Raw genomic sequence first — 26,031 nt, forward strand, 5'->3', positions numbered from 1 at the left:
CTCCTGATCAATAGTGGCCGTTAGACGTCAGCCGCTCGCTTCGGTTCATGGGCCAATTAATTAGCGACATTTTGCACAGAACATGGTCTGTTAGGCACTGAATCTTCAGGAGTAAGGCTGCCCCACATGGATTACTTCGGACCGCATATTTTCGGCTATACCATCGCCCTGCTGCATACGCTGGGCATGATCGCCGCGATACACGCCGTGTTGACCGTTCGAACCGCGCAAGGCTCGATTGCGTGGGCGCTGTCACTTTTTTTCATGCCCTACCTGATGCTCATTCCGTATCTGATATTCGGTCGCAGTTCTTTCGACGCTTATATCAAGGCAAGGCGCCAAGCCAACGAGGAAATGCGCAAGGCCATCTCTGAGCTCAACTGGCGCCCCTGGGTAGAGGAGGCGCTCACCGCCCGTGCGTCCACCGCATACGACTCATTAAGAGCGATGCCGAAGCTGGGCCATATGCCGTGCCTGGCCAACAACGAGGTGCGACTGCTGATCAACGGGCAGGCAACCTTCGACGCCATTTTCGAAGCCATCGATCAAGCGAAACAGGCCGTGCTGGTACAGTTCTTCATCATCCACGATGATCGCCTCGGCCAACGCCTGCAAAAGTTGCTGCTCAAGAAAGCTTCCGAAGGCGTGGCGATTTATCTGTTGTACGACCGAATCGGTAGCCACTCTCTGCCTCACAGTTATGTACAGGCGTTGCGCGATGGCGGTGTCCAGGTCAAAGCCTTCGCCACCCGCAGCGGCTGGCTCAATCGCTTTCAAGTGAACTTCCGCAACCATCGCAAGATCGTCGTTGTGGACGGCTTCCTCGGATTCGTCGGCGGGCACAACGTTGGCGATGAATACATGGGAGAAAAGCCCCCCCTGGCGCCCTGGCGCGATACCCACGTGCGGGTCCGTGGACCCGTGGTGGCCTGCATGCAGGAATCCTTTGCCGAAGATTGGTTCTGGGCCGCACGTGCGTTACCGCCGCTGATTCTGCCGCAGGTTTATCCAGAAGACGGCGTGCTGTGCCAATTGCTCGCCAGCGGCCCGGCGGACGCCTACGAGACCTGTTCCTTATTCTTCGTCGACGCCATCCACGCGGCGACGGAACGAGTGTGGATCACCACCCCCTACTTCATCCCCGATGAAGCCGTGTTCGCGGCACTGCGATTGGCAGTGCTGCGCGGTGTGGATGTGCGGATTCTGCTGCCTTCCCGAGCCGACCATCACGTGGTCTACGCCGCTTCCAGTCTCTATGCCTTTGAAGCGGTGAGTGCGGGCGTGCGGGTATTCCGCTACGAGCCCGGGTTCCTGCATCAGAAAGTGGTATTGATCGACAGCGAAATCAGCGCCATTGGCAGTGCCAACATGGATAACCGTTCGTTCCGGCTGAACTTCGAAGTGATGCTGCTGACGGTTGACCGCGCGTTTGCCGCCGAGGTGGACCGGATGCTCACCGATGACTTCGCCCAGGCCCACGAAATCGCCAAAGGAGAAAGCCGGGAGACCCACCGCCTGCAACACCTCGGCATGCGGGTCGCCCGGCTTATTTCACCGGTCCTCTAAATGTAAATGTCGTCCCGTGTCCATGGCAGTTCATGACTGCCATCGGCATGGGCTTTCACCGCGAGAATCTGGTGCAGGTTGATCCAGCCTCGAGCGAACGCGTAAGCACAGCCCGCCAGGTACAAACGCCAGATCCGCAAGGCCTGACCCGGCACCAGTTTGGACGCTGCATCGAGGTTGTCCTCCAGGCGCTCGCTCCAATGGTCCAGCGTGCGCGCATAGTGCAGGCGCAGGCTCTCGACATCGACGATTTCCAGCCCGGCGTCGCTGATCTCGGCAGAGATCATCGACAGGTGCGGCAGCTCACCGTTGGGGAACACATACTTCTCGATGAATTCACCGGCACCGCGTCCCACCGGACGGCCGTCGATATGTTTGGCGGTGATGCCGTGGTTCATCACCAGACCGCCCTCTTTCACCGCGCCGAACAGGGTCTTGCAGTACTCCGCCAGGTTCGCATGCCCGACATGTTCGAACATGCCGACGCTGACCACTTTGTCGAAACGACCGTCCTGCGGTAGATCGCGATAGTCGAGCAATTGCAGCTCGACCAGGTCCTCCAGCCCTTCCGCTTTAACGCGCTCACGAGCCAGGGCCAGTTGCTCTTTGCTGAGGGTAATACCGAACACTTTCGCGCCGAACTCTCGGGCCGCAAAGCGCGCCAACCCGCCCCAACCACAACCGACATCCAGCAAATATTCGCCAGGCTGCAAACGCAGTTTTCGACACAGATGACGGAATTTGGCTTGCTGGGCCTGCTCAAGGGTTTCGCTGCCGGTCTCGAAGTAGGCGCAGGAATAGGCCATGTCGCTGTCGAGCCACAGCTGATAAAAGGCATTGCCCAAGTCGTAATGGTAGGAAATCGCCTTGGCGTCCGTGTCTTTGTCGTGGAGGGTACGCACGGGCTGGTTGTCGTCATTTTCGTCGAGCAACGCCTGGCTCCACTCATCACAGACGCGGATCACGTCGCTGATGGAACCTTCGAGTTCCAGTTTTCCTTCGACAAACGCCGCGCCTAGCGAGTCCAGGCTGGGATGGGTGAACTGGGTGACCATTTGTGGATCCTTGACCACAATCGTGACGCTGGGCGTCGGCCCCAGATTGAATTCATGGCCGTCCCAGAGTCGCAAGCGAAGCGGTAATTGCAGATTCTGTAAGGCCGGTGGTAGATGCGCGAGCATGGGAATACCCCTTGTTTCAGACGTCTGATCAGAGGGTAGACCATGTTGGAAAAATCGCGGGCTATCGAATTAATAGCCGTTTCCCATGGATTCACGACGCCCATTCAGCCGCCGTGAACACGCAAAATGGTGCGCCCTTATTACAAATGACTACGAACCGGCGCCACAGTTCTAAAAAGCGTATAAGCCTTTAACGTGGGGGTTAGCGCCGGTCCCGGATGCCATTCAGGCTTCGTCCTTGAGTTTGAGCAACGGCTCCTGAAACCTTAGCAAACGCCCGGCATTACCCAGCACCAGTAACGTGCTGAGGTTATGCAGCAATGCCGCCACCATCGCCCCGGCGGCGCCGAGCCAGCCGAAGGCAGCAAAGGCCACAATCGCCAGGGTCCAGCCCAGACCGATGATCACGTTGACCTGCAACGTCCGACGGCACTGACGACTCAGACGCACGCAGGTGCCGAGCCGACGCAAGTCGCTGCCGATCAACACGATGTCTGCCGAGGCCAAGGCGATATCCGCGCCACCAGCGCCCATGGCCACACCGACCACGCCGGCCTTGAGCGCGAGGGAATCGTTGATGCCATCACCGACCACCATCGGCCGAAAACCGCTGTCGATTTCCTTGAGCACGCGGTTGAGTTTGTCTTCAGGCAAGGCCTGCGCTTCGACGTCACTGATTCCGACATCACGGGCGAGCGTTTGCGCAACGCTTTGACGGTCACCCGTCAGCAACAGCTGCCGACCCAACCCAAGGTCACGCAGTTCACTCAGCGCAAACTGGGCTTCGGGCTTGACGGTGTCGGCCAGCAACAGCCAGGCGAGAAACTCACCGTTGAGCGCCAGCCCGGCAATCGGGCCATCGTGGTCGGGAACGGTAGACGTGGTGATGCCTAGCTGACTGAACAATTCCGGACGGCCGAGTGCGGCTTCGCCTTGCTCGGTCATCGCCACAACGCCCAGGCCTTGGCGCTCATGAATGTCCGAAAGCAGCAGGAAATGTTCCTGGGAAACCAACCCTGCCAGGGCGCGACTCACCGGGTGGCTGCTGGCCGAGCCGAGGCTCGCGGCGAGCTTCAACAGATGACCGTGATCCTGCAGCGGGCTGTCGATGGATTGCAGTCGCAACGTGCCAAAGGTCAGGGTCCCGGTCTTGTCGACGACCAACGACGTAAGGTCTGCCAACTCTTCCAGAAACGCTGAGCTGCGAATCAGAATCCCGTGCCGCGCCGCCACTGCCACCCCGGCAATCGCCGTGGCAGGTGCCGACAACACCAACGCACAAGGACACGCCGCCACCAACACCGCGAGCATCGCCTGGGCATTGTTGGTGACGAACCAGGTCACTGCCGCCAGCAACAAAACCAACACCATGTAACTGCCGGCGTAACGTTCGAGCAACCGCGTAATCGGTGGCTTGGAACGCTCGGCGTTTTGCATCAAGGCGATGACTTTCCCGAGGGTCGACTCGTTGCCGGTGCGGGTCACTTCGATGCGCAGCAAACCATCCAGGTTGATAGCACCGCCGAACACCGACATGCCGACACCCGCCTCCATCGGCACCGACTCGCCGGTGATGGACGCAGTGTCCAGACTCGCCTGGCCAGACAACACCCGGCCATCGGCCGGCACCCGATCACCGGCACGGACTTCGACCAGATCCCCCGGCAGAAGTGTGCCGTTGTCGACTTCGAGGATGGTGCCGTCCGCTTGCACTTTGCGTGCGTGGCTACGGGTCAGTTTGCCGAGGGCGTGAATTGCTTCCTGGGAACCGATCACACTGCGCTCTTCCAGCACATGGCCGAAGATCATGATGATCGGCAACAATGCCGCAGTCAGCAGATCGCCGGTGGCCCATGCCCCAAGCATCGCCAGGGCGATCAATTGATCGGTGATGCCGTGCAGGCTCGGATACCGCAAGCTGTACCAGGCTGAGCGCATGACCGGCACGGCGACCAACAACGAAGCGAACCCGAGCAACAACTGACTGACGCCGGCCTGCTCCGGCGACAACCAGCGCCAGATCAAACCCAGCGCCAAAAAGCCCAAGGCGAGCATTGCCAGGGTCAACTGGCGCGCAGCACTGCGTTGTTCTGCCGAAGACAACATGCTCGGGGCGGCAGCGGTTTGAGCGGTCATTGTGCAGCTCCCTGAATGATCAGGCGGGAATCGTCTTTAGGATCGACCGTCGTCACCGAACCGGCCTGGCGGAGAATGTCCGGCATTCGTTCACGGTAAATGCGCAGGAGCATTTGCGGGTCGGTGCCCTGTTGTTGCGCCTTGGCCAGACTCAACACCGTGGCTGTGTCAGCAGACGCTTTTGCCAACCGTTCGCTGGCCTGCGCATGGGCAACTTGCAGCGTGCGGTCGGCTTGTTCGTTGGCGGACTGAGTGAGTTTCTCGGCTTCGGTTCGCGCATTGGCCACGGCTTTGTCCGCTTGCTGGCTGGCCGTCAGAACCGAGTTGAACGCATTGACCGCAGGGCCCGGAAGGCTCGATTGCACATCGACCCGTGCCACTTCGATGCCTAACCCCTGCCCCGTCGCGGTGAGCTCCGCCAAGCGCCGATTGATCCCTTGCACCAGATCACCCCGCAAGCGTTCACGCCGCTCTGCCGCTTGGCTGTCGGCACCGATCAGCTCCGGACGGGCGACCAGAATGGTGTCCAGATCGCGTGCAGCGGTGAGCGCTACGGCGCTTCGGGTGACAAGACGATCCAGCGCCGGCAACACATGTTCACCCTGAAGCACAAAGGCATAGGGCTCAGTGACTTTGTAGAACACCCGCACTTCAAGTTGAACCACGCCCGCATCACCCGTCAGCAGGTAACCGGAGCCCGCCAACGCATCGCTGATGGGCGTGGCGAAACTGGCGACGCGATCCGCCTGTACAGCGGCCCCACTGCGCAGCAGGTTTTCCACCCGACGCTCGACTACGCGATCCGCCGCCGGCAACAAAATCACCTGTTCGAACGGTCGTGGCCAAGCCAACAACAACCCCGCATTCTGGATTCGATCCAGCGCGCCGAAGTGCAAAACGACCGCTCGATTCTGCGGATCGATCTGTCGCACATTGGAGACTGCCCACGCCAACGCCGCCAGAACGGTCACCGCGTACAGGGCGAGAAATGCCAAGCGCCCGGCCTGAATCCACGGACTGCTCAACTCATTTGTTCCACGTGGAACCAAACTCATGGCTGCGATCCGGACTTGTGTTCAAGGTTCGGAGGACCGTCAACCAACACTCGGAACGGTGCGGCGTCGGTACGCAAAATCAACTTGGTGCCCGGCGTCACCACTGTGCCCAAGGTGTCGAGTGAGCGCAGCAAGTTGTAAAGCTGTGGCGAACCCGCGTACGCACGACCGTAAATTTGCGCAGCTTCAACCCGAGACTGAGCTTCGATATCTGCCGCTTTGACCGTGGCATCGGCCTGCACAATTCGCGCATCGCGCTCGGCGGCGGAACGGATTTGCGCCGCTTCACGTTTGCCAATCGCCGTCCGCTCCGTCGCGATGGTTTCACGCTCGGCACGCATTCGGTCGACCGTCGCGGTGAGTGTCACCGACGGCAAGGTCAGGCGCTCGATACCGACTTGCAGCACACGTACCCCATAAGTGGTGAGCAACTGCTGATCGATCTGCTGACGCAATTGCGCCTCGAAATCGGCGATGTGCACTTGATTGGCGTCGGTGTTCACCAGGTTCGCCAGATCAAAACTGCTCGCGGTCGTTTCCAGCGCCGACCCCACAAAAGTACGAATCTGCCGCGCTGCTTCATCCGGCTGGTTCTGCACCGCGCGCATGAATCGCTGCACGTTTTCAGGATCACCCTGCACCTGCCAGGCCACGTAGGCCTGAACGATGATGCGCAAACCGTCCCGCGTGCCGACATCCTGCAAACCGCTGGAGGTGGTGCGCAGCCGCAAGTCCACCGGGATCGCGGCTTCGAACGGTGCCGGCCAACGCCAGCCAAGTCCCGGTTCCAGCAGGACCCGCGACGGATTGCCGAAACGCGTGATCACCGTGGCCTCACCCGAACGCACTTGCACCAGGCTCGCGGCGGCCACCGCGAATGCCACCAGCAAAGCCGCCCAGCCCATGCGTCGCCATGGGAACGGCCCCGCTTCCTGGGGATCACCGTGATGATGGTGATGATGACCGTGGTGGTGCCCGCCATGGCCGTGGTTGTGGCCGGCGTGGTCATCGTGATCGTGAGTGTGGGACTGGCTCAATTGGCAGCTCCTGGCTGAGCGGTTTTGCGCGACGGCGCAGGGTCAACCGGCGGCGTAAACGTACGGAGGTCGATGGTCGGCGCATTGCTGCTGCCACCCAGTCGATGGTCAAGAATCAGCAACCTGGCGTTGGCCAGGCCTTGGGACAATTGGCTCAAATATTGTTCGAGCACAAAGGCCTGGCCGGCGCTCGCATAGGCCTTCTGTTCGGCGTTGAACTTCAAGTCTGCCGCCTGAGCGCTGGCGTTGATTTCACGCGCCCCGGCCGTCGCCTGGTCGCGAGCGATGCTGGCCTGCAATTGCGCCTGATGGGTAGCTTCGGCCGCTGCTCCGCGTTCGCGGGCAATCAACGCCTGCGCGCCAATCTGCGCCGCTTGCACGCCGTGATACGCATTGGCGGCGCCGGCGGGTGGATGAATGGCTTCGACCACCGTGGCCAGAATCTCTACGCCACTGTCGAGTGTTTGCAGATCGGCCTGCACGGCTCGACCGATCTCTTCGGCCAGCCCTACCCTGTCTTCGCCGAGCAATCCGTCGAGGGTGCGCGAAGCAAAATCGTGAACCAGAATCCGGCTCGCGGTGCTGCGAATCAGCATCGGCACGTCAGCGCTGTTGTACGTTGCCGCCAACGCGGCTTGATCACTCAGGCCAATGCGGTAGATGAAACGCACGTCCATGTTGACGACCTGAAAGCTCTGTTTGTCGCCACGGCTGCTGGCAATCACCTGAGACTTGTCGTTCACATGGCTGGCATCCCACAAGCGATTGGCGATGGCAGGTGCCGGGCCTTCGGCGGGCTCGGCCTGAAGGGGTGCAGAGGTTTCGCCGACGCTGGTCGCCAACTCGTGAACCACACCGTTCTCAACGCTCAATACCCGTCCCAATGGCCACGGTAATCCCGCGTGCAAGCCAGGACCGAATACTTCAACCGGCTTACCGAATCGCTCGTAAATGCCGCGAGCTTGCAGCGGAATTTCGTGAATGCCGGTCAGGGCCCAACCGATGATCGCCACCACCGCCAGCACCGGCACGAATGCCCGACGCATGTAAGTGAACGCCCAAATCTGGCGCAAATCGATGCCGAAACGGTTGTGCAATTCATGCTGCAACGCCAGCAAGGGTTGTGGCGGCCAGCGCAGCATGTCGGCGACAAAACTGCGGGCCAGCAGCTCGGGTTCGAGACGCTCACGGCGCGGGCTGAACAATGACAGGACCGCGCGCAACAGCAACTCAGCGGCCACCAACCCCGGCAAAAGGCCGATCAATACCGCCAGGCGAACGGGCCAGACCGAGGACTCGTTGGCGAACAACAAACAGACGGCGCCGAGCACCAGGCTGATAATCGCGACGCGGGTCAGTTGCGCCAGCGAATTGGCTTCTGGCCATTGCGCGGTATTTTCCTGCACGAGGTGACGCTCCAGCACCAGCAGCCCGAAAGCCAGCAGTAACGAAATCGCCGCGCCAACGGTCGCCGACATGCCCAATGCCGCGGGCGGCAATGTGAGGTTCCAAACCTGTTCGACGCCGGACAGCGCCAGCAGCGCCCACCCGCCTAGCCACAACGTGGGGGCGCCGATTTGCGTGACCCCGTGCTGCCAGCGGCGACTGATTCGATCGAGCAAGCGCTCATACCAATCCGACGGTGCCTCAGGTTCATCGATGACAACCACCGGCACCACCGGATTCATCGCCCGCTCACGCCACTGCGCCACCCACCAGGCCGATTGCAGGCCCGCAATCAACACCAGAAAAGCCGCGCTCTGATTGACCAGCAAAGCAGGCCAAAGCGATTGCGGCGCAAACAGCCCGACAACTAACGCCAGCAACACACCTGTCGCTGCAAGCACGCCTGCGCCAATCGCAAACTGGCGCAAGCGTCGTCCCTGAAAAAGGGCCTGTTGAAAGCGCGGCAACCCTGTAACCGGCGCCTCATCCACATCGAGATCGACTTGCATATCACCCCAGCGTTGGTTTTGCTCACATGGCAATTCGTTACGATATAACGAAAGCGGTGAAATTTTCGTATTTAATCGCGCTATCCAGAATTGCTCAATCCGAAGCCTTGACCGAAAAGGTACAGAACACACATATTACGCTCGTAATTTTACCTGCGAACTACTTTTACCCATTCCGTCTTTTCATTCAGGAGAACATCCATGAGCACCTATGACGTCGTGATTCTCGGCGGTGGTCCCGGCGGGTACAACGCGGCAATCCGTGCCGGGCAACTGGGTTTGAAAGCGGCCTGCGTGGAAGGACGCGCCACCCTCGGTGGCACGTGTCTGAACGTCGGATGCATGCCATCCAAAGCCTTGCTGCATGCCTCCGAACTCTACGACGCGGCCATGGGTACGGAATTCGCCAACCTGGGCATCGAGGTCAAACCCACCCTTAACCTCGCCCAAATGATGAAGCAGAAAGATGAAAGCGTGACCGGGCTGACCAAGGGTATCGAGTTTCTGTTTCGCAAAAACAAGGTCGACTGGATCAAGGGCTGGGGCCACATCGACGGACCGGGCAAAGTCACGGTGACAGACAGTGCGGGGGGCAAGACCGATCTGAGCGCCAAGGACATCATCATCGCCACCGGCTCCGAGCCCACTCCCCTGCCCGGCGTAAACATCGACAACCAGCGCATCCTCGATTCAACCGGCGCGCTGTCTCTGAGCGAAGTGCCAAAACATCTGGTGGTGATCGGCGCCGGGGTGATCGGCCTGGAGCTGGGCTCAGTGTGGCGACGCCTTGGCGCAGAGGTGACGGTGGTCGAATTCCTCGACCGAATCTGCCCCGGTGTTGACGGCGAAGCGGGCAAAACACTGCAACGGTCACTGAGCAAGCAAGGCATCAAATTCAAGTTGAGTTCGAAAGTGACCAGCGCCAAGGCATCCACCTCCGGTGTCCAGCTCAGCGTCGAGCCCGCTGCTGGCGGTACTGCCGAGCTGCTGGAGGCAGATTACGTGCTGGTGGCCATCGGTCGCCGTCCTTATACACAGGGCCTGGGCCTGGAAAACGTCGGCCTCGCCACGGACAAACGCGGCATGCTCGCCAACAAGGGCCACCGCACCGAGGCGGCGGGCGTGTGGGTGATTGGCGACGTGACGTCCGGGCCGATGCTCGCGCACAAGGCTGAAGACGAAGCCATGGCCTGCGTCGAGCAGATCGTCGGCAATGCTGGCGAGGTCAACTACGACCTGATTCCCAACGTGATCTACACCAAACCCGAACTGGCCAGCGTCGGCAAGACCGAAGAGCAGCTCAAGGCGGAAGGTCGCGCCTACAAGGTTGGCAAGTTTCCCTTCACCGCCAACAGCCGGGCGAAGATCAACCACGAGACCGAAGGCTTCGCCAAAGTGCTGGCCGACGAGCGCACCGACGAAATTCTCGGCGTGCACCTGGTGGGCCCGAGCGTCAGCGAAATGATTGGCGAGTATTGCGTTGCCATGGAGTTCAGCGCCTCGGCCGAGGACATTGCCCTGACTTGTCATCCTCACCCGACTCGCTCGGAGGCGTTGCGCCAGGCGGCGATGAATGTCGAAGGGATGGCGACGCAGATGTAGAAGATCAAAAGATCGCAGCCTTCGGCAGCGCCTATGATGGCTGCGATTTTTTTGCTTTCAGGTTGGCAAATGCTCCAACGGCAACGCCCCCGGCGATTTCACCGTGTGAATCGCAAAGTTGCTGCGGATGTCGCTCACACCCGGCAACTTCAGCAAACTTCCGGTGAGAAAACGGTCGTATGCACGCAGGTCTGGCACCACCACTTGCAGTAGAAAATCCGACTCCCCCGACACCAGAAACGCCGAGATCACTTCCGGCAACGCCGTCACCGCCAAGCGAAATGCTTCGGCCTGTTCGTCGTTATGGCGTTCAACCTTGACCCCGACAAACACCGTCAGCCCAAGGCCCACTTCGTCGCGATCGAGATTGGCCTGGTAACCGCGAATCACCCCGGCCTCCTCGAGCATTCGCACCCGACGCAAGCAAGGTGACGCGGACAGCCCGATCTCGTCCGCCAATTGTACATTGCTCAGGCGCCCGTCCCGTTGCAGTGCGGCGAGAATTTTGCGGTCGTAGGCGTCCAGTTTCATGATTTGGCAGATCCTGATGGTTACAGCTGAGTTATCCAGCAGATTATGCCAATCACAAACCTAATAGAAGCGAACTACGCAAGCACCTGCCCCGCCTCTGCGCCCTAGACTGGCCCTACCGAATCGACAACGAATGGGGTACGACATGGCAGGACTTGGGCTGTTTTTCATGGCGCTGGCAGTGGTCTACCTGTTGCCGGGACCTGACATGATCCTGCTGTTGCAAACCGGAGCCCGCCAGGGCAAGGGCGCAGCACTGGCCACGGCTGTCGGCCTGGCCATCGCCCGGGGTTGTCACGTGGCATTGGCGGCTTTGGGGCTGGCGGCATTATTCAAAGCGGCGCCGTGGACCTTCGATGGGGTGCGTCTGGCGGGTGCCGCGTACCTGCTGTGGCTCGGCATTCAGTGTTTGAGAACCACGATGTTGCCGAGCCTGACCGATCAGCTCATGAGCGAAAAAACACGCTGGAGCACAGCGATTCGTCGCGGTTTGCTGACCAATCTGCTCAACCCCAAGGCTTTGCTGTTTTGCTCAGTGTTGCTGCCGCAGTTTATTTATCCACAGGCCGGGCCGGTGCTTGAACAATTCGCGACCCTGGGAGTGGTGCTGGTCGGCGTCGGCTTGCTGTTCGACAGTGCTTACGCACTCATCGGTGCTGCACTGGGCCGCTGGCTGCAACGCAGTCCTTCAGCCCAACGCTTGCAGCAATGGTTGTTCGGCAGCCTGTTGATCGGTTTCGCCGTGCGACTGACCTTTGTTCAACAGGCGTAAGCCTTACTGCGCCTTGCGGCGGCGACGAATGATCAGCAACAGCGCCGCTGCCGCGACCACCAGGACACCGCCAATCTGCAAGGGCAACTTGTACGGACGAAGGGCTGAACGCGCCCCGTCAGTCACTTGCGTCACATAGCGTTTGTCAGCGTTTTCGAAGTCGGGATACGGGCATTGATGACCAAAATCAGCCGCCCATTCCACGTAAGGCCCTTCTTTGACATAACGCTGATAAATCGCACTTTGCTCGGACAGGCTGCTGTTCCAGCCCGAAGCCTCACACAGCACCGCCGCGAATGCCTGACTGGTGTGCGGCAGATTGTCCGCCGCGCGGTTGGCCAGCGCCGTGGCTACAAAACGGTAGTGGTAACGCTCATCCGGTTGCGCGGCGCTGGCCTGCTGGCGTTTTACTTCGGCCTCGGCCACTAGCGGACCGACCTTCAGCTCAGCGTTTGCCAAAACATAGTTGCCGCCGAAAGTGGCGTAATCCGGGGCCAATTCGTAGCCCAGAATGTCCATGCCCCACTCCCGTGCAGTCCACGCTGCATTGAACAACGCAGCGGCCCGCCGAGTCGGCCACCATGCCGAATCAGCCGCTAGCCGCTGCTGGCCATACAACCTGGCCTTGTTCTGCAAACCGGCGTTATCGAAGTAGGCCGGTGCCTCCTCGTAATGCCCCTCGCGCAACAAACGCCGCCCAAGCAAATTGCGCAGGTTGGCTGCAACCGGCAGGGGCACATAGTTATCGCGCTCCTGCTGAGTGAGCGGCGGTGGCGCCGGGACTTGGGTGTCGACGTAGTGTTTGAGTTCTTCGAGGGTCAGTACGCGCTCGGCCACCGTCGCCGCGTCGAACCAATAGATGCTTTGACTGCGATAGAGCTGATCGAAGGCTTGCAGGTAATCGCCGCGTTGCAGCGCCAGAATCGCGCTCTCGCCCTCGACCCGGCATTTAGGCTGCACCGTTTCGTAATCGAAGTCTGGCGTGCGTCGTTCGCCCCAGGACTCATTCTGCGGGAAGGCTTGGGCAGCCTTGGCGTAAGCCCCGGCGGCAGTAGATTTATCGCCCTCGCGCAGCGCCAGTTTTGCCCGTAGCCACCACGCCAGACCGCCGTCACCGGCGTGTTCGAGGAAGGCTTTGGCGCTGGCGTAGTCGCCCTGTTGATAATTCATCGCCGCCAATCGATCGGCGTTATCGAGGCTGCCACGGGTGCTGTTTTGCAGCAGCTTGATCATTTTCTGTTCGTTTGGCGCTTGATCGCCGAATGACCAGCCCAGCCGGCTGATCAGCGACGCCGTCACCAATTGCTGCACCGGTTTGCCCTTGAGCAGTTCAGCCAGTTGATCTTCTGGCATTGCCGCCAGATCGGCCATCAACAGCTTCAGGGAGGTGTAGCCCACCGCCGACCCATGCAGGTTTTGCGCGGCATAGAGTTCGATGGCGCGGTTCCAATCGCCGGCGGTGCGCACTACCCGGGCTTCTTCGCCGAGACTGGCAATGCCCAGTTCCAAAGGATCACTGAAGCCATCGATGCTCAGTTGTCGTGTCTGCTCGAACGCTTTGCGCGATTGTTCCAGTCGATCAGGGCTCGCGTCGGCTTCGGAACTCATCGCGAACATCGCCCGCCCCAGTGAGTAGGCTGCCCAAGTACTGCGCAAGGCACGTTGATCCGCCGGCAACGCCAGCACTTTCTGGAAATACTCGGCCGCCAAGCCATGGTCACCCGCGCTGAACGCCACGGCCCCGGCCAGATAGAACCTGAACTCGGCGGGCAGGCTCGCGCCCTGCACTTCCACCTGGCGAGCGTCGGTCAAGCCACGCAATTGTTTGACCAGTACCTGCTGTTCCGCCGTCAAATCCGTCTGCTCGGCCAGATCCCGCTGTTCGGAATAGCCCGGCGTCTCACCATAGCCATCGCCGGGGCCCAGTGTCGCGGCCGTCGCGTGCTTGAGCCCGGCGATCGCCTGCCCGAGGCGACTCACCTCGAAGCTGAAATTGCCTTCCGGCAACTCCGCCAGCGACTGCTCGCGGTTGTCCAGCAAGCGCATGGGAAAGTCCGGGCCGCAGGCCAGCGCCGAACCCAGCGGCAGGCTGAGACTCAGGCAAAGCAGATGACGCGGCCAGTTACGGGGAAACATTCGAACCTCCTTGATCAATGTGTGCACAGCGAGCCCAACCGATGGCGCGCTGTCCGCCGGCCGGTATTCGACCGTCGTGCAGGCGGGTGAAGGTAAGCAGGTCGGGGCTCTGTTGCAATGCATAACCGGCCAGCGCATCGGCGCCATCGCAACCTTGCACCGCCAGCGTCAAGCGCTCAGGCCACGCGCTGTCGAGGTTGCCCTGGTTGCTGATGGCGATGTCATAGAGGCCGTTGTCGACCGATAGTTTCAACGTCAGCTGACTTTCGAGCACATCACCGCGGGCCACCGCACGCAACGTCGTCAGGCTCCAGGCGCGGCGGTCGTTGGCCAATGGCAGACGAAACCAGATCAGTCCTGCCAGGTGTTTGGGAGGATCAGCGCGCAAGGTGGCTCCAAGTGCCTTCAGTTGTTGCGGGTCAGCGAGCAGTTCACGGCGCTGACCGTCACGTTCAACGGGGACTTCACTTTCAACAACCGGTGCGCCGCTGCCCCCCGGCAGTAACGCAACGCCATAGGCGGGTAGTGCCAGATAAAAGGGTTTCGTCGTGACGCGACTCCAGGCATTCGCCCATTTTCGAGCCTGATCGGCGTCAAACAACCCAAGGCGCGGATCACTGACCGCATGCACTTGCAAAACGCTGCTGTCGACGGTGGATAACAACGCAGGCAGTTCGGCACTGTCGAGCCAGGCCGGCAAAGCGGTGATGCTCAGTGGCACAGACGCCGGCAGAGCGGCACGCAGTTGGGCAAGAAATTGGCGATAAGCCGGTAGCCGTGCGCTACCTGCATCGTGGTCGATTTCCACACCAGAAAGGGTCAACCCTTGTGCCTGCCAATCGCTGATCAGTTGCTGCACCTGGGCGGTGACTTCAGCCTGGTCCAGCGATGGGAGTTGCCCGTCGAGACGAATCACCGCAATCAGCGGCCGACCATCCTGCCTGAGCATTCCCGGATCAATCCGCGCGCGACTCCAGCCCGCCTTGGGGAAGGCCTGCAACGCCAGCACCCGCAGGGTCGAAAAGTCTGCGCGGCTGTCGCTGAGAGCGGCGTCATGGGCCGGTGTCCATTGCCGTTGCCAGATGTAGAGTTGTTGATCCAGCGGTGGCGCGTCTTGTCGTTCGCAACCGCTGAGCAGCGCCAGCGTCGAAAGCAAGACGATCGCGCGAGTGAGAAAAACCATGAAAAACGCCTGTCCCTGAAAAGCAGAAAGGGCCTGTTATGTCCGTTAACGGTTTGAACACTGCAACCGCTGTGGGAGCAAACTCCCACAGGTTTCGTGTACTCACTGACTCACAGCCCTTTTTCGTGTTACGCACTACCCTACTCAGCGAATGCCCTGGGGGCAATGTTCGCTTCTGATATAGAGCGCCAACGTAGCGCCAGTGCACCGGGGCGACGCACCGCTTGCTCGACCTCAAACGTCCACAGACGCTCGGCCCCTTCGAATGCCTCTATCTGCGGGCCCTCCAGGATGATGTCGGTCCGTCCGCTGAGTTGTAGCAAGTCACCGGTATTGAAATCGATAAACAGCAAACCGGCGCGGGGATTGAGCAGCAGATTGCCCAGAGTATTGAAATGCAGGTTGCCGGCAAAGTCAGGAATAGTCAGGCGATTCCCTTCCACTCGTACGAATCCACCCTGACCACCCCGGTGAGAAACGTCCACCGAGCGTTCGCCTTCAACCTCTATATAGCTGGCGACAAAGAAGGTGTCCGCTCCGGCGATCATGGCTTTGGCGGCGTCATCCAGGCCGTTGAAACGTTGAGCGACACGGGCCGAAGGGTCCGCCAAAGGCACTGATCGAAACTGTCGCAATTGAATGTACCGGGGGCAATTGCCGAATGACTGATCCACCGTCACCCCAAAGCCCTGCGTCGATAACGCACGAACATGACCATTGATGCGGTTGCGTCGCCGGGTGTGCAATTCGATACCCAGCAAACCGATCGCCGCGCCCTCGGTGAGCTGTGCAGGGTCGTCAGCCGCCGGCAGGCTGCTCAGTTGCAGAAGACCGGGCTGCGGTGATTGGGCGAAACCTGGCTCACCTTCAAGCACGCTGGCCCAGGGATGCCCCTCCCCATCGACCGCTGCGTACAACATGAACGGCAGTTGCTGATAGAAGGTGCGGTGCTGATCCGGCATCTCATTGCGAATCACCTTACGCCCGAACGCCTCCATGCGCTCGGCAACACCCACGTGCACCTGCAATTGTTTTTCGCCGGCATGCCATGGTGAATGGTCCATTACGACTTCTCCCCTCGCCACATGTGCAGTGTTAGCCGTATCAGGCTGTTTTTTGCAGCCCGGCGACCGTGCGCGGCATGCCGACAAAACCGGGCAGCGCTTCAATGCGGGCCAGCCAGGCCTGGATACTGGTGTAGTCGTCGAGGCAGACATTGCCCTCGGGGGCGTGGGCGATGTAACTGTAGGCCGCAACGTCGGCGATGGTCGGCTCGCTGCCAGCCAGATAGGTTGAATGGGCCAATTCGTGATCGATGACTTTGAGCACGGTGTGGGCGTAAGCAACCACTTCTTCAGCGTTGTATGGCGCACCAAATACCGTGATCAGCCTTGCGCGGGCCGGGCCGAAGGCAATCGGACCGGCAGCCACCGATAACCAGCGCTGGACCCTGGCGGCACCGACCGGGTCGGCTGGGAGCCAGCGGCCGTTGCCGTATTTTTGCGCCAGGTAAACCAGAATCGCATTGGAATCGGCCAGCACCACGCCTTGGTCATCAATCACCGGCACCTGACCAAACGCATTGAGGGCGAGGAATTTCGGTTGCTTGTGTTCGCCTTTGGCCAGGTCGACAAAGATCAGCTCGGTCGGCAACTTCAATAAGGAGAGCATCAGTTCGACACGGTGGGCGTGACCCGAACGTGGGAAGTTGTAGAGTTTGATGGGTTGCATGTCGACACCTCGGTTGAGTGGCGCTGTTCAGGGGAGAGACGGGGCCTATCTTCCGCCCGCAACCAAATCAACAGAATAACCAGCCAACGCAATCCATTATTTCACCCAGCGGAATAATTCAACGCTGCAACGCCGGATGTTCGCGCAGTGTCTTCACCGCGAAATCGACAAAGCTGCGCACCCGGGACGGGGCTTTGCGCCCACCCTGGTAAAGCACGTGAATGGGTAATGGCGGCAGCTCGAAGTCAGCCAGAATGATTTCCAGCTCGCCGGCCGCCACTTTGCCTGCGACCTGATAAGACAACACCCGGGTGAACCCAAGCCCCAGACACGCCGCCGTAATCGCCGCCTGATTCGCTGTCACGACCAGTCGCGGTTCCACCCGGACACTCACGGGCTCACCCTGATCAAGGAATGGCCAACTTCTGAGTTGCCCGATGGCCGACGTCGCAATCATCGGTGCCTGTGCCAGTGCTTCCGGGTGCTCGGGCCGACCATGACGGTCCAGAAAATGGGGGGATGCACAGATCACCCGCCGCACTTCGCCCACCCGAATCGCATGCTGGTTGCTATCGGGCAGTTCACCGATGCGCACAGCGACGTCGATGCCTTCCTCGACCACACTCACCACCCGGTCAACCAGCACGGCGTTGATCGAAACATCGGGAAATTGCGTCAGAAAGTTCACCATCAGCGGTGTGACGAACAACTCGCCAAACAGGACCGGCGCAGTAATCGTCAGTTGCCCACGAGGTTGCGCATGACTGCCCGCCGCAGAATCTTCCGCTTCCTGTACTTCGCTGAGAATTCTCCTACAGTCTTCCAGATACCGCTGACCCGCCTCACTCAGATACACACGGCGTGTGGTGCGCGTCAGCAACGGGGTGCCGATGCGTTTCTCCAGGGCTGCCACCGCCCGGGTAACGCTCGCCGCCGACACACCCAGACGCCGCGCTGCCGCGGAAAAACCCTGCGCCTGGGCGACGGCCGCGAAGATCTGCATTTCCTGGAAGCGGTCCATGGATGTGTCCTTGTTAAGGATAAAAAAGGGCAGTCGCAGTTGCCGGTTTTTTCAGCGTGGTCTTCAATAACCTAGTTGGGCATACAACCCTCAAGTAAATCAATGAGCTACCCAAATGCCACCTGTTCGAGAGCGACAACATTGCTTTGTGAACGCAAAAAACATCCGAAAAAAACGAACTGGGGGTCTTTTGATAATTATTGAGGAGGATTGTCTTGCGGGGCGTTCAGCCTTTCGCAATCATCCGAAGTTGCCCACTGCCATGGGCTTCCACCTGAAAGAAAATGAACCTGGTACAGCGCCAAGCTCGCTCCACAGGGTGGTTTCGGCATCGCTATCCATGGGAATCACGATTTCGCCTATCTCGTGAGGCAGAAAACTAGACTGCCCCCTATACTCAAAACCACCCTTAGACCTATTGAACTTCAGTAGGTGCCATTTTTGTTTCCCTAGATGAAATCAATCCCTCTTGGTCGTGGGTATCTGAACGGATTTACATCCTTTTTACTTACAAGATTTACTTGTTAAGGATGAATTGAAACTTCAGCAGCAAGATGGCCAAGCCTGGTGACACCGCGAGGAGTTCGACAATGTTACGCACAGACATATCCGCTAGAGCACTGTCCGGTGGTTTTCTTGATGTACTGATTCGCGCCGGGTTGATTGCGGTGCTGGTACTGTTCTGCTTCCAGATCTTCAACCCCTTCCTCAACCTCATGCTGTGGGCAGTGATCCTGGCCATCACCCTTTACCCACTGCACACCATGATCAAGCGCAAGGTTGGCAACAAGGACGGTCGTGCCGCCACCCTGATCGTGGTCGTCGCCCTGGCCTTGCTGATGGTGCCGATCTACCTGCTGGGTACCTCGATCAGCGAGTCGATTGAAGGCACCCTGGCGATCCTCAAGTCCGAAACGCTAGAGGTTCCGCTGCCAAACGAAAAAATCGCGTCCCTGCCGCTCATCGGCAAGCCGCTTTACACCTACTGGATGCAAGCTGCCACCGACATGAGCAGCGTACTGATGAAGTTGATGCCCTACATCAAGTCCATCGGGCTGACCCTGTTGGGTAAAATGGCCGACGTGGGCGTGGGCTTCCTGTTGTTCATCGGTGCCTTGATCATTGCCGGTGTACTGATGGCCTATGGCGAAAACGGTGAAAAAAGCGCCCTGGCCATCACCTCGCGTCTTTCCGGTCCTGAACGTGGGCCGCGCATCACCGAACTGTGCACCGCCACCATCCGCGCTGTTGCTCAGGGCGTGGTGGGTATCGCCTTCATCCAGATGCTCGCGGTGGGTGTCGGTTTCGTACTCATGGGCGTCCCGGGTGCCGGGCTGCTGGCCATGGTTGCCCTGTTGATGGGCATCATGCAGTTACCGGTGGTGCTGATAACCCTTCCGGTGATCGCGTATGTCTTCGCTGTCGACGGTACGACCCTGGGTACTATCATATTTTGTATCTACAGCCTGATCGCCGGCATGGCCGACAACATCCTCAAGCCACTCATGCTGGGACGCGGTGTCGATGTGCCTATGCCGGTGATTCTGATTGGCGCGCTGGGCGGCATGGTCAGTGGCGGTTTCATCGGTTTGTTCATCGGGCCGGTTGCGCTCGCAGTGGGCTACCAACTGTTCTGGCAGTGGGTCGATGACAAACCGGCCGAGGTCGTAAGCGAGACTGTGCAACTCGAGGCAATGAACGATCAACATCCTGTCTGAGGAGTTTGCGTTTGATGCCTTGCCTTGCTCGCATCAACCGGTTGCTCCTGTGTAGCACCGCCGTTCTCGGCGGTTGCGTACAGCTGGGTCCGGATTTCCAGTCGCCAGCCCAACCTTGGGTTGAGCACTGGAACACTCCGGCCCTGGAGCTCACCAACCAGAAACACACGCAACCCGACAGCCGTCAATGGTGGCAAGTGTTCGAAGACCCGGTGCTCAATCAATTGATCGCCGAGGCCGACGCCCACAACGCCGACCTGCTGGTCGCCGGCCTGCGGGTCATGGAATCCCGCGCACAACTGGGTATCGCCCAGAGCGGTCGCTATCCGCAACTGCAACAGGCCAGCGCCGACAGCCTGTACCTGGACCGTAATCAATCGGGTGGTACGAACCCTCAGGACACGAACTTCTGGCAACACAGCGCCGGTGTCGATATCGGCTGGGAACTGGATTTCTGGGGTCGTTTCAGCCGTGCCATCGAGTCGGCCGACGCATCCTGGTTTGCCGCCCAGGCCAACTATGAAAACGTCCTGGTGCTGTTGCACGCGCAATTGGCGCAAACCTATTACGCCTTGCGCACCGCCGAAGCACGCCTGTACATCGCGCGTAACAATGCCAAATTACAAAAACGCAGCTACGAGATCACCGAACGCCTGTTCAAAAGCGGGGCCGAAGCCGAACTCGACCTGCAACAGGCCAAGACCCAGTACCTGGGCACCCTGAGCACCATCCCCGAATTTGAAAGCCAGGTCGCAAGCTTTCGCAATGCGTTGTCCACCCTGGTCGGCCGACCACCCGGTGCATTCCCCGAGCTGAACAACAACACGGGGCTGGTGCCACTGCTCGACACGGCCGTGCTGCAGGATGTGCCCGCCAACTTGCTGGTACGACGCCCGGATGTTCGCGCGGCCGAGCTGCAAGTGGCGGCACAGTCGGCGTTGATCGGTGTGGCCGAAGCCGATCTGTACCCTTCGGTCAGCCTGGTGGGCAGCATCGTCTGGTCCGCCAGTTCGCTCAAGGGCGCTTCCGACACCCTCGACCTGGTGGGCGGTCCGAGCTTTCGCTGGGACATCTTCGACCATGGCCGAATCACCAACAATGTGCGCGTGCAGGACGCGCGCCTGCAGCAGTTGATCGTTGTTTACCAGGACAGCGTGCGCCAGGCGGCGCGCGAGGCCGACGATGCCGCAACCGGCCTGATCAAGGCGCTGGAACGCGACCGTATCCTCAGCGAAGCATCAATCGCAGCCGACCGTTCGGTGACCCTGGCCAACGCTCAATATCGCGAAGGCTATTCAGATTTCCAGCGCGTGCTGGATGCCCAGCGCGCCTTGTTTGCCCAGCAGGATATCTATCTGGTCAATCGCGGCACCGCCGTCAACAACCTGATCGCCCTGTACAAGGCGTTGGGCGGAGGCTGGTACAGCGACAGACCGATGATTGATGCGGCGACCCGCCAACAGATGCAGCAACGAACCGATTGGGGCGATCTGCTCGATGAACCGAAGGAAGGTACCCCATGAGTGACAGCCCACAACAGGCCGATGTGAACGCCACCGAGCCCGCTGCCGACCCGGCCAAAAAAGCGGTCAATTGGGTGGTATTGCTGATCATCCTGAGTCTGGTCTGGTACCTGTTGGCCGATCGATACACGCCCTACACGCAGCAGGCCCGGGTGCAGGCCTTCGTGGTGCCGGTGGCGGCGGAGGTGTCCGGTCGGGTGACCAAGGTGCACGTTCGCAATAACCAGGACGTCAAGGCCGGCGAATTGCTGTTTGAGGTCAATCCGGAGCAGTACCAGATTGCGGTTGATCGTGCCCGCTCCGACCTCGAGACGACGCGTCGCCAGGTCGGGGCCAACACGGCCGGCGTCGACTCCAAGCAAGCGTCACTGCGTGCATCCCAGGCCAATGAGCTCAAGGCACGTCAGGACATCCAGCGGCTTGAACGCCTGTACAGCGAAGACCCTGGCACTATCTCTCTGCGTCGTCTGGAAATCTCCCGCGCCACGCTGTCAGAGTCCATCAGCCAGGTCGCCGCCGCCAAGGCCGAAGTACAACGCGCGCGCGAAACACAGGGCGGTAGCGGAGACGAAAACGCCCAATTGCTCAGCGCCGCCAGTAACCTGGAAAAAGCCGAACTGGACTTGAGCAATACGAAGGTCCACGCCCGCTCGGCCGGCCTGATCACCGATCTGCGCACCGACGTCGGCCAGTTCGCCGCCGCTGGGGCGCCGGTGATGACCCTGATCGCTATCCACGATGTCTGGATCAGCGCCGACATGACCGAAAACAACCTGGGCGACGTCAAGCCAGGCACACCGGTGTCGATCATCCTCGACGCAATCCCGGGGGAAATTTTCAAAGGCCATGTTCGCAGCGTCGGCTATGGCGTCGATGTTGGCCAGACCACCCCGCCCGGAAGCCTGCCAACGGTAGAGAACAGCCGCGACTGGCTGCGTCCGGCACAGCGGTTTCAAGTCATCATCGAATTCGAGCCCGGTGAGTTGACCGGTCCCCAGGGCATCCGCTCTGGCGGTCAGGCCGAAATCATGGCGTTCCCTAGCGACAACAGCCCGCTGAACCTTCTTGGGCGCGTGTTCCTGCGAATGATGAGCTGGCTGTCCTATGCCTATTGAGCGCTCGCCCCGAGTCCAGCGCGCCCTGCGCCTGAGCTTCGGCACGGCGCTGTGCCTGGCGGCGAGTTATGGATTGGCCCTGCCTATCCCGTTCCTCGCGCCGATGTTGGCGATGATGATGCTGGCGGCAATGAACCGGCCACTGCCGTTCAAGGCCAGCCTGGGTCTGATCCTGATACTGATGTTGACCACCGGGAGCGGCCTGCTGCTGATTCCCCTGTTGCGCTATTACCCGTTCAGCGGCGTGTTGTTGGTCGGACTCTGCCTGTTCATGGCCTTCGGTTATGGCTTGCGCGGCGGCAACCCGCTGGTAGCGACTTTTCTGGTGGTGGGGCTGACTTTGATCAGTTCAGCCGGAACCGCTGAATTCGGCCTGGCGCTTGAGGTGATCGTCGCCCTGGTCAAGGGACTGTTCCTGGCCGTGACGACGTTGACGATCAGCCACTTTCTGTTTCCAGAGCCCGCCAGTGCTCCCCCGCCAAAACCCAAGCCAGCCCTCACGCCCACCGAAAGCGGTTGGCTGGCAATGCGCGCCACTCTGGTGGTGCTGCCAGCCTTCCTGTTGGCCATGATTGACCCGGCCAGTTACATGCCAATCATCATGAAAGCGGTCGGTCTCGGCCAGCAGAGCTGCGCGACCAACGCCCGCAACGCCGGCCAGGAATTGCTCGGCTCGACCCTGTTGGGCGGCCTGATGGCGATACTGTTCTGGTGCGCGCTGAGCCTGTTCGTCAACTTGTGGATGTACTTTCTGTGGATGCTGCTGTTCGGCTTGCTGGTGGCCCGAAAGCTCTATGGCCTGGCCATCACCCGGCAACCGCCGAGTTTCTGGCTCAATAGCCTGGCGACGCTGATCATTCTGCTCGGCCAATCGGTACAAGACAGCGCAGCGGGCAAAGATGTCTACACCGCATTCGCCATCCGCATGGGCCTGTTCATTCTGGTCACCTTGTATGCCTGTGCGATGGTGCATTTGCTCGATACACGGCGGGAAAAGCGCCAGGTCCCTCAACGTTAATACCGAACGCAACTGACGAGCCTGTTCTCTGAAAACAAAAAACCCCCGTTGATCGGGGGTTTTTCATATGCATGAACTGGCCTGTGGATAACTTATTCCACAGTCACCGACTTCGCCAGGTTACGCGGCTGGTCAACGTCGGTGCCTTTGAGCACGGCAACGTAATACGACAGCAATTGCAGCGGAATGGTGTAGAGGATCGGCGACAGGATGTCGTGGATGTGCGGCATCTGTACGACGTGGGTGCCTTCACCATTGGTCATGCCGGCCTTCTCGTCAGCGAAGACGACAAGCTGGCCGCCACGGGCGCGGACTTCCTGGAGGTTGGACTTGAGCTTTTCCAGCAGCTCGTTGTTCGGCGCCACGGTAACCACCGGCATGTCGTTATCCACAAGCGCCAACGGGCCATGTTTCAGCTCGCCGGCCGGATAAGCTTCAGCGTGGATGTAGGAAATCTCCTTGAGCTTGAGCGCCCCTTCCATTGCGACCGGGAACTGCGCACCACGACCGAGGAACAGTGTGTGGTTCTTCTCGGCGAACAGCTCGGCAACTTTTTCCACGATGCTGTCCATCGCCAATGCCTCGCCAAGGCGAGTCGGCAAGCGACGCAGCTCTTCGACCAATGTAGCTTCGACGCCTTTGGCCAGTGTGCCGCGAACCTGGCCCAGGGACAGCGTCAGCAACAGCAAGCCAACCAGTTGAGTGGTAAAGGCTTTGGTCGACGCCACGCCAATTTCGCGCCCGGCCTGGGTCAGTAAGGTCAGGTCGGATTCACGCACCAGCGAACTGATACCCACGTTGCAGATGGCCAGGCTGGCGAGGTAGCCCAGTTCCTTGGCGTTACGCAGCGCTGCGAGGGTGTCGGCGGTTTCGCCGGACTGGGAAATGGTCACAAACAGGGTGTCTGCCTGCACCACCACCTTGCGATAGCGGAACTCGCTGGCCACTTCGACCTGGCACGGGATGCCAGCCAGCTCTTCAAGCCAGTAACGGGCAACCATACCGGCGTGATAGCTGGTGCCGCAGGCCACGATCTGTACATTGCGCACTTTGGCGAACAACTCGGCCGCCTGTGGACCGAACGCCTGCACCAAGACTTGACTCTGGCTCAGGCGACCTTCCAGGGTGCGTTGCACCACGGACGGTTGCTCGTGGATTTCCTTGAGCATGTAGTGACGGTATTCGCCTTTGTCGGCGGCTTCGGCGCCATCGCTGTATTGCACCGACTGGCGCTCGACCGCTTTGCCGGTCACGTCCCAGATCTGCACGCTGTCACGACGAATCTCGGCGATATCGCCTTCTTCCAGGTACATGAAGCGATCAGTGACCTGGCGCAGGGCCAACTGGTCGGACGCGAGGAAGTTTTCACCCATGCCAAGCCCGATGACCAGCGGGCTGCCACTACGTGCCGCCACCAGCCGATCAGGCTGTTGTGCACTGATGACCGCCAGACCATACGCGCCATGCAGTTCTTTGACGGTTGCCTTGAGGGCCACGGTCAGGTCGCGCAGGTCCTTGAGCTTGTGGTTCAGCAGGTGCGCGATGACCTCAGTGTCGGTGTCCGACGTGAAGACATAACCCAAGGCTATGAGTTGTTCGCGCAGGGCTTCATGGTTTTCGATGATGCCGTTGTGCACTACGGCCAGATCACCCGAGAAATGTGGGTGCGCATTGCGCTCGCACGGCGCGCCATGGGTGGCCCAACGGGTGTGAGCAATACCCAGACGACCGACGAGCGCTTCTTCGGCCAGAGCCTGCTCCAGCTCGCTGACCTTGCCCGGGCGGCGACGACGCTCGAGCTTTTCATCATTGGAATAGACCGCCACACCGGCGCTGTCATACCCACGGTATTCCAGACGCTTCAGGCCTTCGACCAGGATGGCGGTGATGTTACGTTCTGCGACTGCCCCGACAATGCCACACATACTATTTCTCCTGACTGACAGCCGCGCAAATCAACGTGATACCGCGGGCCTGAATCTGATCCCGTGCCTCAAGGGGCAGGCGATCATCGGTAATAAGGGTATGGACGCTGCTCCAGGGCAGCTCCAGGTTGGGAATTTTGCGGCCGATTTTGTCGGCCTCGACCATCACCACCACTTCACGGGCCACTTCAGCCATGACCCGGCTAAGCCCCAATAATTCATTGAAGGTGGTGGTACCGCGAACCAGATCGATGCCATCGGCACCAATGAACAACTGGTCGAAGTCGTAAGAGCGCAGAACCTGCTCCGCCACCTGCCCCTGAAAGGACTCGGAATGCGGATCCCAGGTGCCGCCGGTCATCAACAGCACCGGCTCGTGCTCAAGTTCGCTCAAAGCATTGGCGACATGCAGGGAGTTGGTCATCACCACCAGACCCGGTTGTTGGCCGAGCTCGGGAATCATGGAGGCGGTTGTACTGCCGCTGTCGATGATGATGCGCGCATGTTCGCGAATTCGCGCAACGGCAGCGCGGGCAATAGCTTGTTTGTATTTGGAGACTGGCTCGCCGACATCGGCCACCAGTTCCTGAGGCATGGTGATCGCCCCGCCATAACGACGCAGCAACAGGCCGTTGGTTTCTAGTGCCGCCAGATCCTTGCGAATCGTAACTTCAGACGTTTCGAAACGCTTGGCCAACTCGTCCACACTCACTTCACCCTGCTCGTTGAGCAAGGTGAGGATGTTGTGGCGGCGTTGAGGTGTATTGCGCTTTGACATGCTGGATAAGTTTCGATTCGAAAGATAACGAAAGCAATAAAAACCTAT

General features: G+C 60.0%; 19 protein-coding genes and 1 pseudogene. 7 read left to right on the forward strand and 13 right to left on the reverse strand.

Features of this window, described 5'->3' with window-relative positions:
- Window positions 1-126: 126 nt before the first annotated feature.
- Window positions 127-1,566: a cardiolipin synthase gene (gene cls, locus QYH43_RS12280; RefSeq protein WP_095057907.1), complete on the forward strand. Its 1,440-nt coding sequence runs from the start codon at window positions 127-129 to the stop codon at window positions 1,564-1,566.
- On the opposite strand, the gene cfaB is transcribed toward cls, so the two are convergent.
- The 5 genes from cfaB to hflK (QYH43_RS12305) form a co-directional block, all read right to left on the reverse strand.
- On the reverse strand, window positions 1,563-2,747 hold the full coding sequence (gene cfaB, locus QYH43_RS12285) for a C17 cyclopropane fatty acid synthase CfaB (RefSeq protein ID WP_095057908.1): 1,185 nt from the start codon (window positions 2,745-2,747) through the stop codon (window positions 1,563-1,565). The genes cls and cfaB overlap by 4 nt on opposite strands.
- Before the next feature lie 225 nt (window positions 2,748-2,972).
- The gene (locus QYH43_RS12290; protein ID WP_301157122.1) at window positions 2,973-4,883 is read right to left on the reverse strand and encodes a cation-translocating P-type ATPase; all 1,911 of its coding nucleotides are present in this window, start codon (window positions 4,881-4,883) and stop codon (window positions 2,973-2,975) included.
- Window positions 4,880-5,938: a protease modulator HflK gene (gene hflK / locus QYH43_RS12295; RefSeq protein WP_301157123.1), complete on the reverse strand. Its 1,059-nt coding sequence runs from the start codon at window positions 5,936-5,938 to the stop codon at window positions 4,880-4,882. The genes QYH43_RS12290 and hflK (QYH43_RS12295) overlap by 4 nt, the downstream gene beginning before the upstream one ends.
- Window positions 5,935-6,975 carry a protease modulator HflC gene (hflC, locus tag QYH43_RS12300; RefSeq protein ID WP_095057911.1) on the reverse strand — a complete coding sequence of 347 codons (1,041 nt, stop codon included), beginning with the start codon at window positions 6,973-6,975 and terminating at the stop codon, window positions 5,935-5,937. The genes hflK (QYH43_RS12295) and hflC overlap by 4 nt, the downstream gene beginning before the upstream one ends.
- The gene (gene hflK / locus QYH43_RS12305) at window positions 6,972-8,930 is read right to left on the reverse strand and encodes a protease modulator HflK (RefSeq protein ID WP_301157124.1); all 1,959 of its coding nucleotides are present in this window, start codon (window positions 8,928-8,930) and stop codon (window positions 6,972-6,974) included. Before hflK (QYH43_RS12305) ends, hflC begins: the two co-directional genes overlap by 4 nt.
- Window positions 8,931-9,131: 201 nt before the next feature.
- Here hflK (QYH43_RS12305) and lpdA point away from each other — a divergent pair, with 201 nt between their 5' ends.
- Window positions 9,132-10,532, forward strand: a complete 1,401-nt coding sequence (lpdA, locus tag QYH43_RS12310; RefSeq protein WP_095057913.1) for a dihydrolipoyl dehydrogenase — start codon at window positions 9,132-9,134, stop codon at window positions 10,530-10,532.
- Between the two features lie 57 nt (window positions 10,533-10,589).
- Here lpdA and QYH43_RS12315 read toward each other — a convergent pair whose 3' ends face one another.
- The gene (locus QYH43_RS12315; protein WP_095057914.1) at window positions 10,590-11,063 is read right to left on the reverse strand and encodes an Lrp/AsnC family transcriptional regulator; all 474 of its coding nucleotides are present in this window, start codon (window positions 11,061-11,063) and stop codon (window positions 10,590-10,592) included.
- A 145-nt stretch (window positions 11,064-11,208) separates the two neighbouring features.
- On the opposite strand from QYH43_RS12315, the gene QYH43_RS12320 reads away from it, so the two are divergent.
- Window positions 11,209-11,835, forward strand: a complete 627-nt coding sequence (locus tag QYH43_RS12320) for a LysE family translocator (protein WP_095057915.1) — start codon at window positions 11,209-11,211, stop codon at window positions 11,833-11,835.
- A gap of 3 nt (window positions 11,836-11,838) precedes the next feature.
- Here QYH43_RS12320 and QYH43_RS12325 read toward each other — a convergent pair whose 3' ends face one another.
- From QYH43_RS12325 to QYH43_RS12345, 5 genes and pseudogenes are all read right to left on the reverse strand, one after another.
- Window positions 11,839-13,971, reverse strand: coding sequence for a hypothetical protein (locus QYH43_RS12325; RefSeq protein ID WP_095057916.1), 2,133 nt, complete (start codon window positions 13,969-13,971; stop codon window positions 11,839-11,841).
- A complete protein-coding gene (locus QYH43_RS12330) occupies window positions 13,958-15,154 on the reverse strand; it encodes a DUF3142 domain-containing protein (RefSeq protein ID WP_301157125.1) in 1,197 nt (398 codons plus the stop codon). Before QYH43_RS12330 ends, QYH43_RS12325 begins: the two co-directional genes overlap by 14 nt.
- A 185-nt stretch (window positions 15,155-15,339) precedes the next feature.
- Window positions 15,340-16,218: pseudogene (locus QYH43_RS12335) on the reverse strand (pyridoxamine 5'-phosphate oxidase family protein); the annotation flags it as partial.
- 40 nt (window positions 16,219-16,258) lie between these two features.
- On the reverse strand, window positions 16,259-16,885 hold the full coding sequence (locus QYH43_RS12340; protein ID WP_301157126.1) for a glutathione S-transferase family protein: 627 nt from the start codon (window positions 16,883-16,885) through the stop codon (window positions 16,259-16,261).
- Window positions 16,886-17,003: 118 nt separating this feature from the next.
- A complete protein-coding gene (locus QYH43_RS12345; protein ID WP_095057920.1) occupies window positions 17,004-17,906 on the reverse strand; it encodes a LysR family transcriptional regulator in 903 nt (300 codons plus the stop codon).
- Between the two features lie 590 nt (window positions 17,907-18,496).
- On the opposite strand from QYH43_RS12345, the gene QYH43_RS12350 reads away from it, so the two are divergent.
- The 4 genes from QYH43_RS12350 to QYH43_RS12365 are packed head-to-tail and all read left to right on the forward strand — an operon-like array spanning window position 18,497 to window position 23,280.
- Entirely contained in the window at window positions 18,497-19,624 is a 1,128-nt protein-coding gene (locus QYH43_RS12350; RefSeq protein WP_095057921.1) for an AI-2E family transporter, read from the forward strand.
- A gap of 14 nt (window positions 19,625-19,638) precedes the next feature.
- Entirely contained in the window at window positions 19,639-21,147 is a 1,509-nt protein-coding gene (locus tag QYH43_RS12355) for an efflux transporter outer membrane subunit (protein ID WP_095057922.1), read from the forward strand.
- Window positions 21,144-22,262 carry an HlyD family secretion protein gene (locus QYH43_RS12360; protein ID WP_301157127.1) on the forward strand — a complete coding sequence of 373 codons (1,119 nt, stop codon included), beginning with the start codon at window positions 21,144-21,146 and terminating at the stop codon, window positions 22,260-22,262. Before QYH43_RS12355 ends, QYH43_RS12360 begins: the two co-directional genes overlap by 4 nt.
- Window positions 22,252-23,280, forward strand: coding sequence for a DUF2955 domain-containing protein (locus tag QYH43_RS12365; RefSeq protein WP_095057924.1), 1,029 nt, complete (start codon window positions 22,252-22,254; stop codon window positions 23,278-23,280). The genes QYH43_RS12360 and QYH43_RS12365 overlap by 11 nt, the downstream gene beginning before the upstream one ends.
- Window positions 23,281-23,372: 92 nt before the next feature.
- On the opposite strand, the gene glmS is transcribed toward QYH43_RS12365, so the two are convergent.
- The gene (gene glmS / locus QYH43_RS12370; RefSeq protein WP_095057925.1) at window positions 23,373-25,205 is read right to left on the reverse strand and encodes a glutamine--fructose-6-phosphate transaminase (isomerizing); all 1,833 of its coding nucleotides are present in this window, start codon (window positions 25,203-25,205) and stop codon (window positions 23,373-23,375) included.
- A gap of 1 nt (window position 25,206) precedes the next feature.
- Window positions 25,207-25,983, reverse strand: coding sequence for a DeoR/GlpR family DNA-binding transcription regulator (locus tag QYH43_RS12375; protein ID WP_301157128.1), 777 nt, complete (start codon window positions 25,981-25,983; stop codon window positions 25,207-25,209).
- Between the last annotated feature and the right edge of the window lie 48 nt (window positions 25,984-26,031).

It is taken from the genome of Pseudomonas sp. C32 (assembly GCF_030417915.1).
Taxonomy (GTDB): domain Bacteria; phylum Pseudomonadota; class Gammaproteobacteria; order Pseudomonadales; family Pseudomonadaceae; genus Aquipseudomonas.